Source organism: Pseudomonas sp. Seg1 (genome assembly GCF_018326005.1).
In the GTDB taxonomy this organism is placed as follows: Bacteria; Pseudomonadota; Gammaproteobacteria; order Pseudomonadales; family Pseudomonadaceae; genus Aquipseudomonas.
The window spans coordinates 3,051,072-3,065,755 of the sequence record NZ_AP021903.1; the positions used below are offsets into that span (position 1 = coordinate 3,051,072).

The window sequence follows — 14,684 nt, forward strand, 5'->3', positions numbered from 1 at the left end:
AATGGATCCGCGCGGCTGTTTTGGGGCAAACTCTCGGGTTTTCAACAGTTCGACAAGGCTGCCCCATGTCCTCTCCGTCTTCGGTTGATGAGCAACGGTTTCGTAAAATCCTGAGTCGCAACATCAGCCTGCCCCTGGGCGTTGGTGTGCTCAGTGCCGTCTTCTTCGTTTCGCTGATCACTTATCTGCTGTCGGTCATCCAGTGGGTTGAACACACCGACCGGGTGATCAATAACGCCAACGAAGCGGTGAAGCTCACCGTGGACCTGGAAACCGGCATGCGCGGTTTTCTGCTCAGCGGCGACGAGCACTTCCTCGATCCGTACGAAACGGCCAAGCCCCGCATCAATGTGGCGCTCAATACCTTGCTCGAACTGACCGCCGACAACCCGGTGCAGACCGATCGTCTGCGTCGTTTGCAAGCCCTGCAAACCGAATGGGCGAACTATGCGCAGTCGATGATCGATCTGCAGCGTTCCAGTGGCGACTATAAAGCGGCGGTCAAGGCCGGGCGCGGCAAACGCCTGACCGACGAGATTCGCAAACAGTTCGAAGACGTGATCGACATGGAGCAGCAGTTGCGCACCACGCGCAACGAAGAAGTGCGCCGCACCACGATCTGGAGCATCACCCTTTATCTGTTGTTCGTGGCCGGTATCAGTGGGCTGCTGGCGTACATCGGCCGGCGTGATCTGGTCAATCTGTCTGACAGCTACGGCGCCACACTGGCGGCGCAGCAGGCCAGTGCCGAGCGTCTGGAGCGTCAGGCGTGGTTGCGTAATGGTCAGACCGAACTGGCCGAGCAGGTGCTGGGGCAACTCACGCTCAATCTGTTGGGGCGCAACATTCTGCAGTTCTGCGCGCAGTACCTCGGCACGGCCGTGGCGGCGCTGTATGTCCGTGAAGAGCACGGCGGCCTCAAGCGCGTGGCTACATATGGCTTCGCGCGCGAGCAGGAAGAACAGGATCAATTGATTTACAGCGGCGAGGGCATTGTCGGTCAGGTGGCGCAACAGGCGCGGCTGACTCGACTGGATTCGGTGCCAGGCGATTACTTCAAAGTCAGCTCCGGTCTGGGCGAAGGCCTGCCGCGCAGCGTGATGGTGGTGCCGACTACCGATGACGACCGGGTCAACGGCGTGATCGAACTGGGCTTCTTGCGTCCGCTCAACGACCGCGACGTCGAGTTGCTGGAACTGATTGCCAGCAACGTCGGCACGTCTATCGAAGCCGCACGCTACCGTCAGCGTTTGCAGGAAGTGCTCGCTGAAACCCAGCAGCTCAACGAAGAGTTGCAGGTGCAACAGGAAGAACTGAAAACCGCCAACGAAGAGTTGGAAGAGCAGTCGCGGATCCTCAAGGAATCCCAGGCGCATCTGGAAACCCAGCAAGTCGAACTGGAACAGACCAACGAGCAACTCGCCGAACAGGCGCAGACTCTGGCCGAGCAGCGCGATGCAATGGACCAGAAGAACACCGAGCTGAATCAGGCCCAGGTGCAACTTGAAGAACGCGCCGAAGAGCTGCAGCGTTCGAGCAAGTACAAATCCGAATTCCTCGCCAACATGTCCCACGAACTGCGCACGCCGTTGAACAGTTCGTTGATTCTGGCCAAGTTGCTCGCGGAAAACCCGCAAGACAATCTCAGCGCCGAGCAGGTCAAGTTCGCCGAGTCGATCTACTCCGCCGGCAACGATCTGCTGAACCTGATCAATGACATCCTCGACATTTCCAAGGTTGAGGCCGGCAAGCTCGAGGTGATCCCGGAAAACACCAGCGTCGCGCGTCTGGCCGATGGTCTGCGCAGCGTGTTCGAACCGCTGGCGGCCGACAAGCGCCTGACCTTCAGCGTCGATCTGCTCCCGGACGCACCGGTCACCCTGTTTACCGACCGCCAGCGTCTTGAACAGGTGATCAAAAATCTGTTGTCCAACGCCGTGAAGTTTACCGAGCAGGGTACAGTCAGCCTGACCATCAGCGGCCAGCCGAACCAGCGCATTGCCTTTATCGTGCGCGATTCGGGTATTGGCATTGCCGCGGATCAGCAGGAAAGCATTTTCGAAGCCTTCCGTCAGGCCGACGGCACCACCAACCGCAAATACGGCGGCACTGGCCTGGGCCTGTCCATCTCGCGGGATCTGGCGACGTTGCTGGGCGGTTCGATCAGCGTCAGCAGCGCACCGGGGCAGGGCAGTGTGTTCACGCTGGTATTGCCTCAGCAGTACAGTGAAACATCTGAAGTGTCGACGGCACCGCTGACCTTCACCCCGCCGGCGCAGATCGTGACGGCGGCCGCTGCGCCGGCGATTTCGGTTTCACCTCTGGCGCCGGTGCACATCCCGCGCTTTGCCGATGACCGTGACAAGGCGCCGTTTGCCACCCGCTGCATTCTGGTGGTGGAAGACGAGCCGAACTTTGCGCACATCCTCTACGATTTGGCGCATGAACTCGGCTATCAGTGCCTGGTTGCGCACGGTGCGGACGAGGGGTATGACCTGGCGCGCGAGTTCGTGCCGGACGCAATCCTGCTCGACATGCGCCTGCCGGACCACTCCGGCCTGACTGTGCTGCAACGCCTGAAAGAACACGCCGAAACCCGGCACATCCCGGTGCACGTGATTTCGGTCGAGGATCGGGTCGAAGCGGCGATGCACATGGGCGCCATCGGCTATGCGGTCAAACCGACCACCCGCGAAGAGCTCAAGGACGTGTTTGCCCGTCTTGAAGCGAAGCTGACCCAGAAGGTCAAACGCGTGCTGTTGGTGGAAGACGACGATTTGCAGCGCGAAAGCATCGCACGGCTGATCGGCGACGAAGACATCGAAATCACCGCCGTGGGCCTGGCGCAAGACGCGCTGGATCTGCTGCGCACGACGATTTTCGATTGCATGGTCATCGACCTGAAGTTGCCGGACATGCTCGGCAACGAATTGCTCAAGCGCATGTCCACTGAAGACATCTGCTCGTTCCCGCCGGTGATCGTTTACACCGGTCGTAACCTGACCCGCGATGAAGAGGCCGATCTGCGCAAGTATTCGCGCTCGATCATCATCAAGGGTGCGCGCTCGCCGGAACGCCTGCTTGATGAAGTGACACTCTTTTTGCACAAAGTCGAATCGCAGTTGTCCCATGAGCGGCAGAAGATGCTCAAGACCGCGCGCAGTCGCGACAAGGTCTTTGAGGGGCGCAAAGTTCTGCTGGTGGACGACGATGTGCGCAACATCTTCGCCCTGACCAGCGCGCTGGAAACCAAAGGCGCAGTCGTGGTGATCGGTCGTAACGGCCGTGAGGCGATTGATAAATTGAATGAAGTCGAGGACATCGACCTGGTGCTGATGGACGTGATGATGCCGGAAATGGATGGTTTCGAAGCCACCATTGAAATCCGCAAGGATCCGCGCTGGCGCAAACTGCCGATCATTGCGGTTACGGCCAAAGCCATGAAGGACGATCAGGAGCGCTGCCTGCAAGCGGGCGCCAACGATTACCTGGCCAAGCCCATCGATCTGGATCGCCTGTTCTCGCTGATTCGCGTGTGGTTACCGAAGATGGAACGTATTTAGTGGAGTGCAGTGATTCAGTGGAACGGAACAGCGAGATCGAATTGCGGCTGTTGATCGAGGCCATTTACCTCAAGTACAGCTACGACTTCCGCGATTACTCCGGCGCTTCGATCAAGCGTCGAGTACTGCACGCGTTGAACCAGTTCGAGTGCGCGACCATTTCGGCCTTGCAGGAAAAAGTCCTGCATGACCCGACCGCGTTCATGCAGCTGCTGCAATTGCTGACGATCCCGGTCAGTGAGATGTTTCGCGATCCGTCGCACTTTCTTGCCATTCGCAGGGAAGTGGTGCCGCTGCTCAGAACCTATCCGTCGATCAAGATCTGGATCGCCGGGTGCAGCACGGGCGAGGAGGTCTATTCGATGGCGATTCTGCTGCGCGAAGAGGGCCTGCTCGATCGCACGATTATTTACGCCACTGACATCAACCCGCGCTCGCTGGACAAGGCCAAGCAGGGGATTTTCTCGATGGAAAACGTCCGTGCCTACACCGCCAACTACCAGCAGGCCGGTGGTCAGCGTTCATTTGCCGACTACTACACGGCCGCTTATGGTTACGCGATTTTCGACAAGAGCCTGTGCGAGAACGTGACGTTCGCCGATCACAGTCTGGCCACCGACAGTGTGTTCTCTGAAACCCAGTTGATTTCCTGTCGCAACGTGCTGATCTATTTCAACAAGAAACTGCAGGATCGAGCGTTCGGGCTGTTTCACGAGTCGCTGTGTCATCGTGGTTTTCTAGTGCTTGGCAGCAAAGAGACGCTGGATTTTTCCAGTTATGCCAACCAGTTCGAAGCGCTGGTGAAACAGGAACGGATCTACCGCAAATCATGAACGATACAGCGGATCTGCCTCGAATCGAGGCTATTGTGGTCGGTGCTTCCGCCGGTGGCGTCGAGGCATTGATGAACATGCTTGGGTCATTACGACGTGGATTCGTGCTGCCGATCATCATCGTCCTGCACCTGCCGGAAGAGCGCCGCAGTCATCTGGCCGAGGTGTTCTCCCGGCGTCTGCTGCTGCCGGTGGCAGAGGCCACGGACAAGCAGGATATCGAAGCGGGCACGGTGTATTTCGCCACACCCGGTTATCACTTGTCGGTGGAACAGGATCGCAGCCTGTCCTTGAGCCTTGAGGAACGCGTCCATCATTCCCGGCCATCGATTGACTATCTTTTTGAGTCCGCCGCCGACGTCTACGGCCCCGGGTTGGCCGCTGTGTTACTGACCGGCGCCAATCACGATGGCGCGCGCGGGCTGGCCAAGGTCAAACGCCACGGCGGGCTGACCATCGTGCAGGATCCCGACGACGCCCAGGTCGCCACCATGCCTCTGGCTGCGCTGAAAATCCAGCAGCCGGATCATGTCTTACCCATTCACGGCATCGGCCGTCTGCTTGTCGAGCTGGAACGAATCGCATGCTGAGTAATATCCAGGCAAAACTGCTGATCGTCGACGATCTGCCCGAGAACCTGCTGGCGCTCGAAGCGCTGATCAAACGCGAAGACCGCACCGTCTACAAGGCGCTGTCGGCGGACGAAGCACTGTCGCTGCTGCTGCAACACGAATTCGCCATGGCCATTCTTGACGTGCAGATGCCCGGCATGAACGGCTTCGAACTGGCGGAGTTGATGCGCGGTACCGAAAAAACCAAGAACATCCCGATCATTTTTGTCAGCGCTGCCGGCCGTGAACTGAACTACGCGTTCAAGGGCTACGAGAGCGGGGCGGTGGACTTTCTGCACAAACCGCTGGATATCCATGCGGTCAAGAGCAAGGTCAACGTCTTCGTTGATCTGTATCGCCAGAGCAAGGCCATGAAGCAACAGGTCGAAGCGCTGGAGCAGGCGCGCCGCGAGCAGGAAGCGCTGCTGCAGCAGTTGCAGAGGACGCAGTCGGAACTCGAGCAGGCAGTGCGGATGCGCGATGACTTCATGTCAATCGTCGCTCACGAAGTGCGCACGCCGCTCAATGGCCTGATACTCGAAACGCAATTGCGCAAGATGCACCTGGCGCGGGACAACGCCGCTGCGTTTACCCTGGACAAGATGCACGCCATGGTTGATCGCGACGAGCGCCAGATCAAAAGCCTGATCCGCCTGATCGAAGATATGCTCGACGTCTCGCGGATTCGCACCGGCAAGCTGTCGATCCGGCCGAACCGTTTTGATCTGGTGCAGTTGGTCAGTAACCTGCTGCAAAACTTCGCGCAGCAGATCGAAGTGGCGGAAACCACCGTCACGTTCGAAGCCGAGAGTCCGGTGGAGGGTTGCTGGGATGAATTCCGCATCGAACAGGTGATCTCCAACCTGCTGACCAACGCCCTGCGTTACGGCGGCAGAAGCCCGATTCAAGTCCGCGTCTACCGTCAGGGCAATCAGGCGCGGGTCGAGGTTCAGGATCATGGCATCGGCATCAGCGAAGAGAACCAGAAACGCATTTTTCAACAATTCGAACGGGTTTCCGCCAAGACGGTAGTCGCCGGGCTCGGGTTGGGTCTGTTCATTTCCGAGCAGATCGTCGCCGCCCATGGCGGTTCTATCGTCGTCGAGAGTCAAATCAACGAGGGCGCCCTGTTTCGCGTTTGTCTGCCGATCGAGGAAAACGGCAAATCCGACGCAACCTCTGAGTGACCACACGGTCGTATCAGCAGCTATTGACCGAACAAAGGCTTCCCATGAGCGTAGATGCACAAGATGTAGTACTCGTCGTCGAGGACGAACCGGTTATCTTGATGATCCTGACGGACTATCTGTCAGGCCAGGGCTATCGTGTGCTGCAGGCCGAAAACGGCGAGCAGGCATTCGAAATTCTCGCGAGCAAGCCACATCTGGACATGTTGATCACCGACTTCCGTTTGCCCGGCGGCATCTCTGGCGTACAGATCGCCGAACCTGCCGTGAAGCTGCGACCGGATCTCAAGGTGATATTCATCAGCGGTTACCCGCAGGAAATCCGCGAAACCGGCAGCCCGATCACGCGCAAGGCGCCGATTCTGGAAAAGCCGTTCGACCTGGACGTGTTGCAGGAAAAGATTCAAGAACTGTTGGCCTGATTTACAGCGCCTGACCTGAATATCTCCCTGTAGGAGCTGTCGGAGGCTGCGATCTTTTGATCTTAAAAACAAGATCAAAAGATCGCAGCCTCCGACAGCTCCTACAGGTTTTTTGCGGGGTCAGCCGCGGATCATCTCCCGCACCTTGGCGGTGAGTAGATCGAAGGTGAACGGTTTGGTGATCATCTGCATCCCCGAGTCGAGGAAGCCGCCACGCACCGCCGCATGTTCGGCATACCCTGTGATGAACAACACCTTCAAGCCAGGCCGGTATTGCCGACCGATCTCCGCGAGTTGCCGACCGTTCATGCCCGGCAAGCCGACGTCGCTGATCAGCAGATCAATGCGCTGCGCCGAGTTGAGAATCGGCACGGCGCCATCGGCATCTCCGGCCTCGACAAACGCATAACCCAATTCACTCAGCACCGAACTGACCAGCAAGCGCACGGCCGGATCGTCTTCGACGATCAGTACGGTTTCGCCATGGATGGCTTGCGGGGCTTGCTCGCAATTGCTGGTCGGTTGCTCCAGTTCTTCGCCACGGAAACGCGGCAGATAGAGTTTGACCGTCGTGCCTTGATCGATCTCGCTGTCAATCGACACGTGGCCGCGCGACTGTTTACTGAAGCCGTAGATCATCGACAGGCCCAGCCCGGTGCCCTGGCCGATTGGTTTGGTGGTGAAAAACGGATCGAACGCTCGGCTGATCACACTTTGCGGCATGCCGCTGCCGTTGTCGGTGACACTCAACATCACATAATCACCGGGCTCGAGGTTGGGGTAAGCCTCGGTGAAGTCACGGTCTAGCACCTGATTACTGGTCTCCACCACCAAACGGCCGCCCTCGGGCATGGCGTCTCGGGCGTTGATCACCAGGTTGAGCAGGGCACTTTCCAGTTGGTTGGGATCCGCCTCGGCGACCCAGAGTTTTTCGTCCAGACGCATGTCCAGTTGAATGCTTTCGTTGAGGCTGCGCTGCAACAGCTCGCCCATCGACAGCACCAGGGTATTCATCTGCACGGCTTTGGAATCGAGCGACTGCCGCCGGGAAAACGCCAGCAGACGATGAGTCAGGCCGGCGGCGCGGTTAGCCGAGGTCACGCCCAGATCGATCAGGCTGTCGAGGTCTTCAGTGCGTCCTCGGGCCAGACGCCGGCGCAGCAGTTCAAGGCTACCGATGATGCCGGTGAGCATGTTGTTGAAGTCGTGGGCGATGCCGCCGGTGAGCTGGCCGACCGCTTCCATTTTCTGCGACTGACGCAACGCTTCTTCGTTGTGCCGTAACTGTGCGGTGCGCTCTTCGACCTGCTGCTCGAGGGTTTCCAGCGTTGATTGCAGGCGTCGTTCGCTTTCGCTCAGGTCGATCAGGCGATCGCGGGCTTCGTACTGTCGTCGTCGACCGCGCAGGGCAGCGGACACCAGACTGATCAGGGTCGCCGGATGAAACGGGCGCTCAAGAAACGTGACATTGCCCAACAGATCGCTGAGGCGCGAGGACGGCCCTTGTTCCTGTCCGCCATGATGAGTGAGCACAACAATCGGCAGGTCCGACCACGCCGGCTGTTGTTCCAGGTGCAGGAACAACGCCTCCAGCTCCGGGCCGCGCAACGCTTCGGCGGCGATCAGCAACAGCCCGGCGCCGGGCTCCAGCTGCGCACACAGCGTGGCAAGGTCCGGGGTAATCAGGCCGCCGTAACCCGCCTCGTTGAGAATCATCAGCGCAATCTGGCTGTCGCGACCCATCGGCGCCAGAATCAGCGCGCGCTCGGCCAGCGGTACAGAAACGGTCACGAGCTCCCTTCCTGCAACAGCGGTTTGCTCGCGCCGAGATAGGTCGGTACGCCACGAAGCACACCCTGAAAGGCTTCCAGCGGCTCGCCGATGGTCATGCCTTGCTTCGAGATACGGTATTCGCGAATGGTCGATTCGTGGCTGCCGGTGCGTTTCTTGATGATGGAAATGGCGCGGCGGACCTTGCCGATGGCTTCGAAGTAACGCAACAGAATCACCGTGTCAGCCAAGTAAGTGATATCGACCGGCGCTTGCATGTCGCCGACCAGACCGTGCTGGGCCACCGTCATGAAGGTGGCTGCGCCTTTGCGGTTCAGGTACAGCAACAGTTCGTGCATGTGCAGCACGAGGGCGTTTTCTTCCGGCATCGCGGCCTGATAGCCATTGATGCTGTCGATGACCACAGTTTTGATCTCGCCGTCATCGACGCAGCGGCGCACTCGGTGGGAAAACTCGCCCGGTGAAAGCTCGGCGGCGTCCACTTGCTCGATCAGCAGATTGCCGGTGGCGCGCAGGGCCTTGAGGTCGATGCCGATGTTTCTCATCCGTTCGAAGAGCAGTTCCAGTTCTTCGTCGAAGATGAACAGGGCGGCTTTTTCGCCGCGTGCCACTGCGGCGGCGGCGAAGATCATCGAGATCAGCGATTTACCGGTACCGGCAGGGCCGAGAATCAGCGTGCTGGAGCCGGTTTCGATCCCACCGCCCAGCAGCGAGTCCAACTCCTTGATGCCGCTAGTCAATTGCAAACGCGGGTAATCGCCGCGATGTTCCGCGGCCACCAGCCGTGGAAAGACATGGACACCATCGCCCATGATGGTGAAGTCGTGATACCCGCCGCGGTACTTTTGCCCACGGTACTTGACCACCCGCACGCGTCGACGCTCGGCGCCGTAGTTGGGTGTGAGTTCTTCAAGCCGAATCACCCCGTGGGCAACACTGTGCACGGTTTTATCGAGGGATTCGGTGGTCAGGTCATCGAGCAGCAGAACCGTGGCGTTATAGCGCACGAAGTAATGCTTGATGGCGAGGATCTGCCGACGATAACGCAAGGAGCTTTGCGCGAGCAGGCGGATCTCCGACAGGCTGTCGAGCACCACCCGGGTTGGCTTGAAGCGTTCGACCGCTTCGAATATCTGCTTGGTGGCTTCGCCCAGTTCGAGGTCGGAGGAGTACAGCAGGCTCTGCTGATGCTCGGCATTGAGCAGGCTCTCCGGCGGCGTCAGTTCGAAGATCTTGATGTTGTCGTCAAGCTCCCAGCCATGGGACAGCGCGCCTTGGCGCAGTTCACGCTCGGTTTCCGATAGCGTGATGTACAACGAGCGCTCGCCGGCCTTCGCGCCGGCCAGAAGAAAATGCAAAGCGGCCGTGGTTTTGCCGGTTCCGGGTTCGCCCTCCAGCAAGAAAACATGACCGCGAGACAAGCCACCGGCCAGGATGTCATCCAGACCCACAATGCCGGTAGCGGCTTTCGCACTGATCAACTCGTTAGATGTAGACAAAAAATGCCCTCTCATGACTAGGGGAAGCGAGGCCGCCGACTGAATTGGCGGCGACCTGATTTACTTGACCCGTTGCAGTGATGGCAGTTCCACTTTTTCTTGCTGGCGAGGGGATTTATCCTCGCTGGCCTGCGAAGCAGGTCCTTGGCTGAGGAGGGGCCGCTTCGCGCTCCATCGGGGATAAATCACCTCGCCACAGGTCACATCTATCCGATTCAGAGACCCTGCTGCAACGCCGGATCATCCGGATTCAACTGCTCCAGCTGAGCCAGCAGAATCTGCACGTTCTGCAACTGACCGCTTTCTTTCCAATAGTTGATCAGCAACACCCGCGCCTTGCGATCGGCCGGGTGGCGCTGGACGATTTCCTGCAGTTGCTTCTGCGCCGCCTCGAGTTCCTCTGCACTGTGCAGAGTGGTGGCGAGGTCGTAGCGGTAATCCTTGTTGTCAGGCTCCAGTTCGACCGCTTTGGACAAGCCGAGCAGGGCGTACTCACGCTGGCCGTGGTGCAACAGCCACAGGCCGAGGGCATGTTGCAGATACGCCGAGTCAGGTTGGGCTTTAAGCTGTTGGGCGAGCAACTGCCGGGCCGCATCATTCTGGCCCTGGCGGTCGAGCACATCGATCTGCATCACCAGCGCCTGCAAGTTGCCCGGTTCCAGGCGCAGTGTGTTGTCCAGTGCCTGCTGCGCCTGTTTCAACTCGGCGTTGTGGATATAAAGACGCGCCAGTTGGGCGTAAGTCGCGGCGCTTTCCGGTTGGTCCTTAAGTGCTTGCTCCCAGCCATCGATCGCTTGTTGCAGCGGTCCGAAATACAGCCCCAGCTCGTCCGGGCTCAAGCCGAGCAGGGCGTTGATTGCCGCAAAACGAACGGTCTGATCCTCATCTTCGAGCATCGGCCCCAACAGCAGGCTGCGTTGTCCGCCCGGCACCAGCCCCACCACACTTTTGATCGCTGCCAGCCGCACTTCGGGCGCTTCGTTCTGCAGGTCGGCGTCGGCGAGTTTCAACGCCAGCGGACTTGGGTAATTCGGCAGCTCGCCGTGAAGCCAGACGCGGCGCTTGACCGACAGGTCCGGACGCCCCAGCTGTTGATACAACTGCCGCGCGGCACCGGGCTGCCCGGTCCGCGCGGCGCCCAGCGCTTCGCTGTAGCCATGCTTTATCGCGTCGGGAATGACCGGTGTGGTACTGCGCAGAGACAGCCATGCCACGACGACAATAAGCACAAGACCAAGGCTGATAAGCAGATAGCGGCGAGACTGAGGCATGCAGGTTTCCGAAAACAGGTGTACTTGAGCAGAGCGGCAAGCTTCGGTCAGCTCGGACCGTGAGTCAAACCCTGAGCATGCGAATCGCCCTACAAGTCCTGTCGACTGCGTAACCCGTCAGGCTTTCGCAGCAGTGTCTACGCTTGCAGGAGTCGCTTAAACGAGTGTGCCCATGCAAGCCCTGTTGAATTATTTCAAGGTGGTGATCCATCCCGGTCAGGCCGTCCTGCTGTTTGCCCTGCGCACCATCGCGGCCGGGTTGCTGACCCTGTATCTGGCGTTCCTGTTCGATCTCGATCAGCCGAAGTGGTCGATCATGGCCGTGGTCATTGTCAGTCAGCCGCTGGCCGGCATGGCGCTGGCACGCAGTTTTGGCCAGGTGATCGGCACCACGCTCGGTGCAGCGGTAGCGGTCTTGATCATGGCCATCTTTCCGCAGGCGCCGCTGCCGTTCATCACGACGCTGGCCCTGTGGCTGGCGCTCTGTACGGCGGGCGGCACATTGCTGCGCTACACCAGTTCCCAGGCGTTTGTGCTCAGTGGTTACACCGCCGTGGTGGTGGCACTACTGGCCATTCCCGATCAGGACGGCACTTTTCTGCTGGCTGTCACCCGCGTCACCGAAACGTTGCTGGCCGTGGCCTGTGTCTGCGTGGTCAGCCTGCTCACGGCGCGTCCGGAAGCCGTCGCCAAAGGCTATTTCGCCAAGGTCGATCAGGTGATCAAACTGGTCGCCAGCCATTCCGCTGCGGTCATCCGCACACAAGAGAGCGAAGCCGACTTTCAACGTCGGCAAATGCAATTGCTTGGTGAAATCAGTGCCCTCGAAGGGCTGCGCCGTCACCTGTATTTCGATGCGCCACGGTTGCGCAGCGCCAATAACCTGGTGCTGTTACTGGGTAATCAGTTGATGCTTTTGACTTCGCGCCTGACCGCGCTGAGGCATCAACGCGAACTGCTGACCGAGCGCTGGGAGGGCGATTTGCCGCCCGACGTCCAGCGCCTGCGTGCCGATGAGCTGGCGCTTCTCGACCAGTTGGCGGAGCAGGGCCGCTCGCTCCCCGCCGAGAAACGGCATCACTTCATTACGCTGCAACAGCAGTTCGAAGCCTTGGCTTATGAGGCCGAACAGTTGACCGAAGACATGAGCGCCACCCTGCGCTCACTCGCGTGGGCATTGCGCTGGGAGCAGGCGCGTCTGTTACAGCAACTGGAACAGATCCTGGAACTGAGCGATGCCATTCAGGAGGGGCGCGAAGCCAGTTGCCTTTATCGCGGTCAGGCCAGCCCCTTGCATCTGGATTTCACTCTCGCTTCGATGAACGCCATTCGCGCCTTTACCGCGCTGCTGGTTGCCGGGTTGATCTGGATCGAAACCGCCTGGGACGGCGCACGGGGCGGGATGATTCTGGTGGGGATTCTCTGTTCGCTCATGGCGACGTTTCCGCGTCCGTTGATGGCGGCGCAAAGTTATGCCCGAGGGTTGGGATTGGCGCTGATGGTATCGGCGCTTTATCAATTCATGCTGGTGCCGGCGATCAGTGACTTTGAGTGGCTGGCGTTGTTGCTGGCACCGCTGCTTTATGTGATCGCGGTCGGTCTGGCGAGCCCGGCGACGGCGGGAATCGGCATGGGGTTGGGGCTGTCGAGTTTCCTCATGCTGGGCCCGCAGAATGTCGGCACCGGGCAGAACACGGCGATCCAATGGTTCGAATTTGCTGGAGCCTATGTCAGCGCGGCAATGCTCGCCCTGATCGTCTACGCGTGGATTTTTCCGTTCCGCCCGGTCTGGCGCCTTCGTCGCTTGTACAACGAAGCGCGTGAACAGGTGTATGAGCTGACTAAAAAACCAGCCACCGATGAGCAGCAATTCGCCTTCGAAAGCCGCATGGTCGATCGCTTGACCAGCATGCTTGGCTTGCTGCCGGCGGCGAATGACCGCGCCATGCAGCAACTTTACGAAATCAGCCTGGCCAGCGTGGCGCTGGGTGTGGCGATGCATCAGCTCAGGCAGCAGGCGCAGAACAATGCATTGCTCACCGACGTGTTCAGTCAGCGCTTGTCCTCGGCCTTGCGCAAGACCGGGCGCTTTGTCGCCGGGCGACAGGATGCGCAACTGACGCCGTTGCTGTCCACGCTGCATGCACTGGGCGATGAGCTGGATGATCTGCACGTCGCCAGTCATGAACATCTTTGGTCGGTGTTCCGCATGCGCGTGGCGTTGCTGATCGTTGTGTCATTTCTGCAGCGCCACGGCGAGTACCTGCAACGTAATGCCCCGGAAGGAGAACCGGCCCTTGCCCATTGATTTCGAGATTGGCGGCGTTTATCTGCCACCCATTGCTCAGGCCCTGTTGCTGGCCATACCGATATTCATGCTGCTTGACTGGGGCTTGCGCCGCTTGGGCGTATTGCGTCTGGTCTGGCATGAGGCGCTGTTCGAAGGGGCACTGTATGCCTGCGTCTGTGCCACGCTGCTTTTGCTGATGGGAGCCTGATGCCTTGAAAGTGTTACTCGCTCGATCAATGACGTTGGCCGTGGTGGCACTGGCCATCGTGCTCGGCTGGTTTGCCTGGGAGCATTACACCCGTGCGCCATGGACCCGGGATGCCCGGGTGAGGGCGGACGTGGTGACGCTGTCGGCCGACGTTTCCGGACGTATCGTCAGCCTGGCTGTGCAAGACAACCAGCACGTTGACAAGGGGCAACTGCTGATGGAGATCGATCCGGCACGCTACCGGTTGGCGGTAGAACACTCGCGGCGCTCGGTTGAAGTGGCAAAAGCAACTCTGGGGCAGTCGCAAGCGGCCATCGTCGCCAGTGAAGCACTGCTCAAACAGCGTCAAAGCGAAGAGCGCCGGCGCCGTACGCTCAAGCAGGGTTTCGCGATCTCCGGAGAAGAGTGGGAAAAATCCAGTACCGATGTGGCTGTGGCTCAGGCTGATCAGTTGCGTAATCAGGCCAATCTCGGACTGGCGGAGGCGAATGTGCAATTGGCGATTGCGGCACTGACTCAGGCCGAACTGGATTTGCAGCGTACCCGTGTCGAGTCGCCGGTCAGCGGCTATGTCACCAATCTGCTGACCCGCGAGGGCGATTACGCAGTCGCTGGCGGCGCACTGTTGGCATTGGTAGACAGCGACTCGTTCTACGTCAGCGGGTACTTCGAGGAAACCAAATTGCCACGGATCGAGGAGGGCGACCGAGTGCGGATTCAGTTGATGAGCGGGGAAACCTTCGGCGGTCGCGTGCAAAGCATTGCCTTCGCCATTGCGGACAGGGAAAACGCCCCGGGCAGTCGTCTGCTGGCGAATATCAACCCGAGTTACACCTGGGTGAAACTGGCACAACGGGTACCGGTGCGGATCGACATCGATAGCGACTATGCCGGCAAGAACCGCTTGCGCGCCGGCACGACCGCCACCGTCACTATCCTTGAATAAGGCAGCTCCAGGGGTAAGTCACCAGGCACAAAAAAGCCCCGCGACCGAATGATACGCGGGGCA

Annotated in this window: 11 protein-coding genes; 8 read left to right on the forward strand and 3 right to left on the reverse strand. The window is 59.5% G+C overall.

All coding sequences use genetic code 11. From position 1 onward, the window contains the following. Positions 1 to 65 precede the first annotated feature (65 nt). From KI231_RS13560 to KI231_RS13580, 5 genes are read left to right on the forward strand one after another with little or no spacing between them, the layout of a single operon-like run. On the forward strand, positions 66 to 3,563 hold the full coding sequence (locus tag KI231_RS13560) for a response regulator (RefSeq protein WP_213028571.1): 3,498 nt from the start codon (positions 66 to 68) through the stop codon (positions 3,561 to 3,563). After that, positions 3,563 to 4,396 (forward strand): CheR family methyltransferase, encoded by an 834-nt coding sequence (locus KI231_RS13565; RefSeq protein ID WP_103304985.1) that lies wholly within the window; start codon positions 3,563 to 3,565, stop codon positions 4,394 to 4,396. Before KI231_RS13560 ends, KI231_RS13565 begins: the two co-directional genes overlap by 1 nt. Next, positions 4,393 to 4,986, forward strand: a complete 594-nt coding sequence (locus tag KI231_RS13570; protein WP_213028572.1) for a chemotaxis protein CheB — start codon at positions 4,393 to 4,395, stop codon at positions 4,984 to 4,986. The genes KI231_RS13565 and KI231_RS13570 overlap by 4 nt, the downstream gene beginning before the upstream one ends. Then, entirely contained in the window at positions 4,980 to 6,194 is a 1,215-nt protein-coding gene (locus tag KI231_RS13575) for a hybrid sensor histidine kinase/response regulator (RefSeq protein ID WP_103304983.1), read from the forward strand. The genes KI231_RS13570 and KI231_RS13575 overlap by 7 nt, the downstream gene beginning before the upstream one ends. A gap of 44 nt (positions 6,195 to 6,238) precedes the next feature. Continuing rightward, a complete protein-coding gene (locus tag KI231_RS13580; RefSeq protein ID WP_103304982.1) occupies positions 6,239 to 6,616 on the forward strand; it encodes a response regulator in 378 nt (125 codons plus the stop codon). A 120-nt stretch (positions 6,617 to 6,736) separates the two neighbouring features. On the opposite strand, the gene KI231_RS13585 is transcribed toward KI231_RS13580, so the two are convergent. The 3 genes from KI231_RS13585 to KI231_RS13595 form a co-directional block, all read right to left on the reverse strand. After that, positions 6,737 to 8,407, reverse strand: coding sequence for an ATP-binding protein (locus tag KI231_RS13585; RefSeq protein ID WP_213028573.1), 1,671 nt, complete (start codon positions 8,405 to 8,407; stop codon positions 6,737 to 6,739). Next, on the reverse strand, positions 8,404 to 9,906 hold the full coding sequence (locus tag KI231_RS13590) for an ATPase domain-containing protein (RefSeq protein ID WP_103304980.1): 1,503 nt from the start codon (positions 9,904 to 9,906) through the stop codon (positions 8,404 to 8,406). The genes KI231_RS13585 and KI231_RS13590 overlap by 4 nt, the downstream gene beginning before the upstream one ends. A gap of 215 nt (positions 9,907 to 10,121) precedes the next feature. After that, on the reverse strand, positions 10,122 to 11,177 hold the full coding sequence (locus tag KI231_RS13595) for a tetratricopeptide repeat protein (protein WP_213028574.1): 1,056 nt from the start codon (positions 11,175 to 11,177) through the stop codon (positions 10,122 to 10,124). Between the two features lie 172 nt (positions 11,178 to 11,349). Here KI231_RS13595 and KI231_RS13600 point away from each other — a divergent pair, with 172 nt between their 5' ends. Genes KI231_RS13600 through KI231_RS13610 form a run of 3 tightly spaced genes read left to right on the forward strand, consistent with a single transcriptional unit; the run spans position 11,350 to position 14,621 of the window. Beyond that, on the forward strand, positions 11,350 to 13,485 hold the full coding sequence (locus tag KI231_RS13600; protein WP_213028575.1) for an FUSC family protein: 2,136 nt from the start codon (positions 11,350 to 11,352) through the stop codon (positions 13,483 to 13,485). Next, a complete protein-coding gene (locus KI231_RS13605) occupies positions 13,475 to 13,675 on the forward strand; it encodes a DUF1656 domain-containing protein (protein ID WP_103304977.1) in 201 nt (66 codons plus the stop codon). The genes KI231_RS13600 and KI231_RS13605 overlap by 11 nt, the downstream gene beginning before the upstream one ends. Positions 13,676 to 13,679: 4 nt before the next feature. Further along, a complete protein-coding gene (locus KI231_RS13610) occupies positions 13,680 to 14,621 on the forward strand; it encodes an HlyD family secretion protein (protein ID WP_213028576.1) in 942 nt (313 codons plus the stop codon). Positions 14,622 to 14,684: the final 63 nt, after the last annotated feature.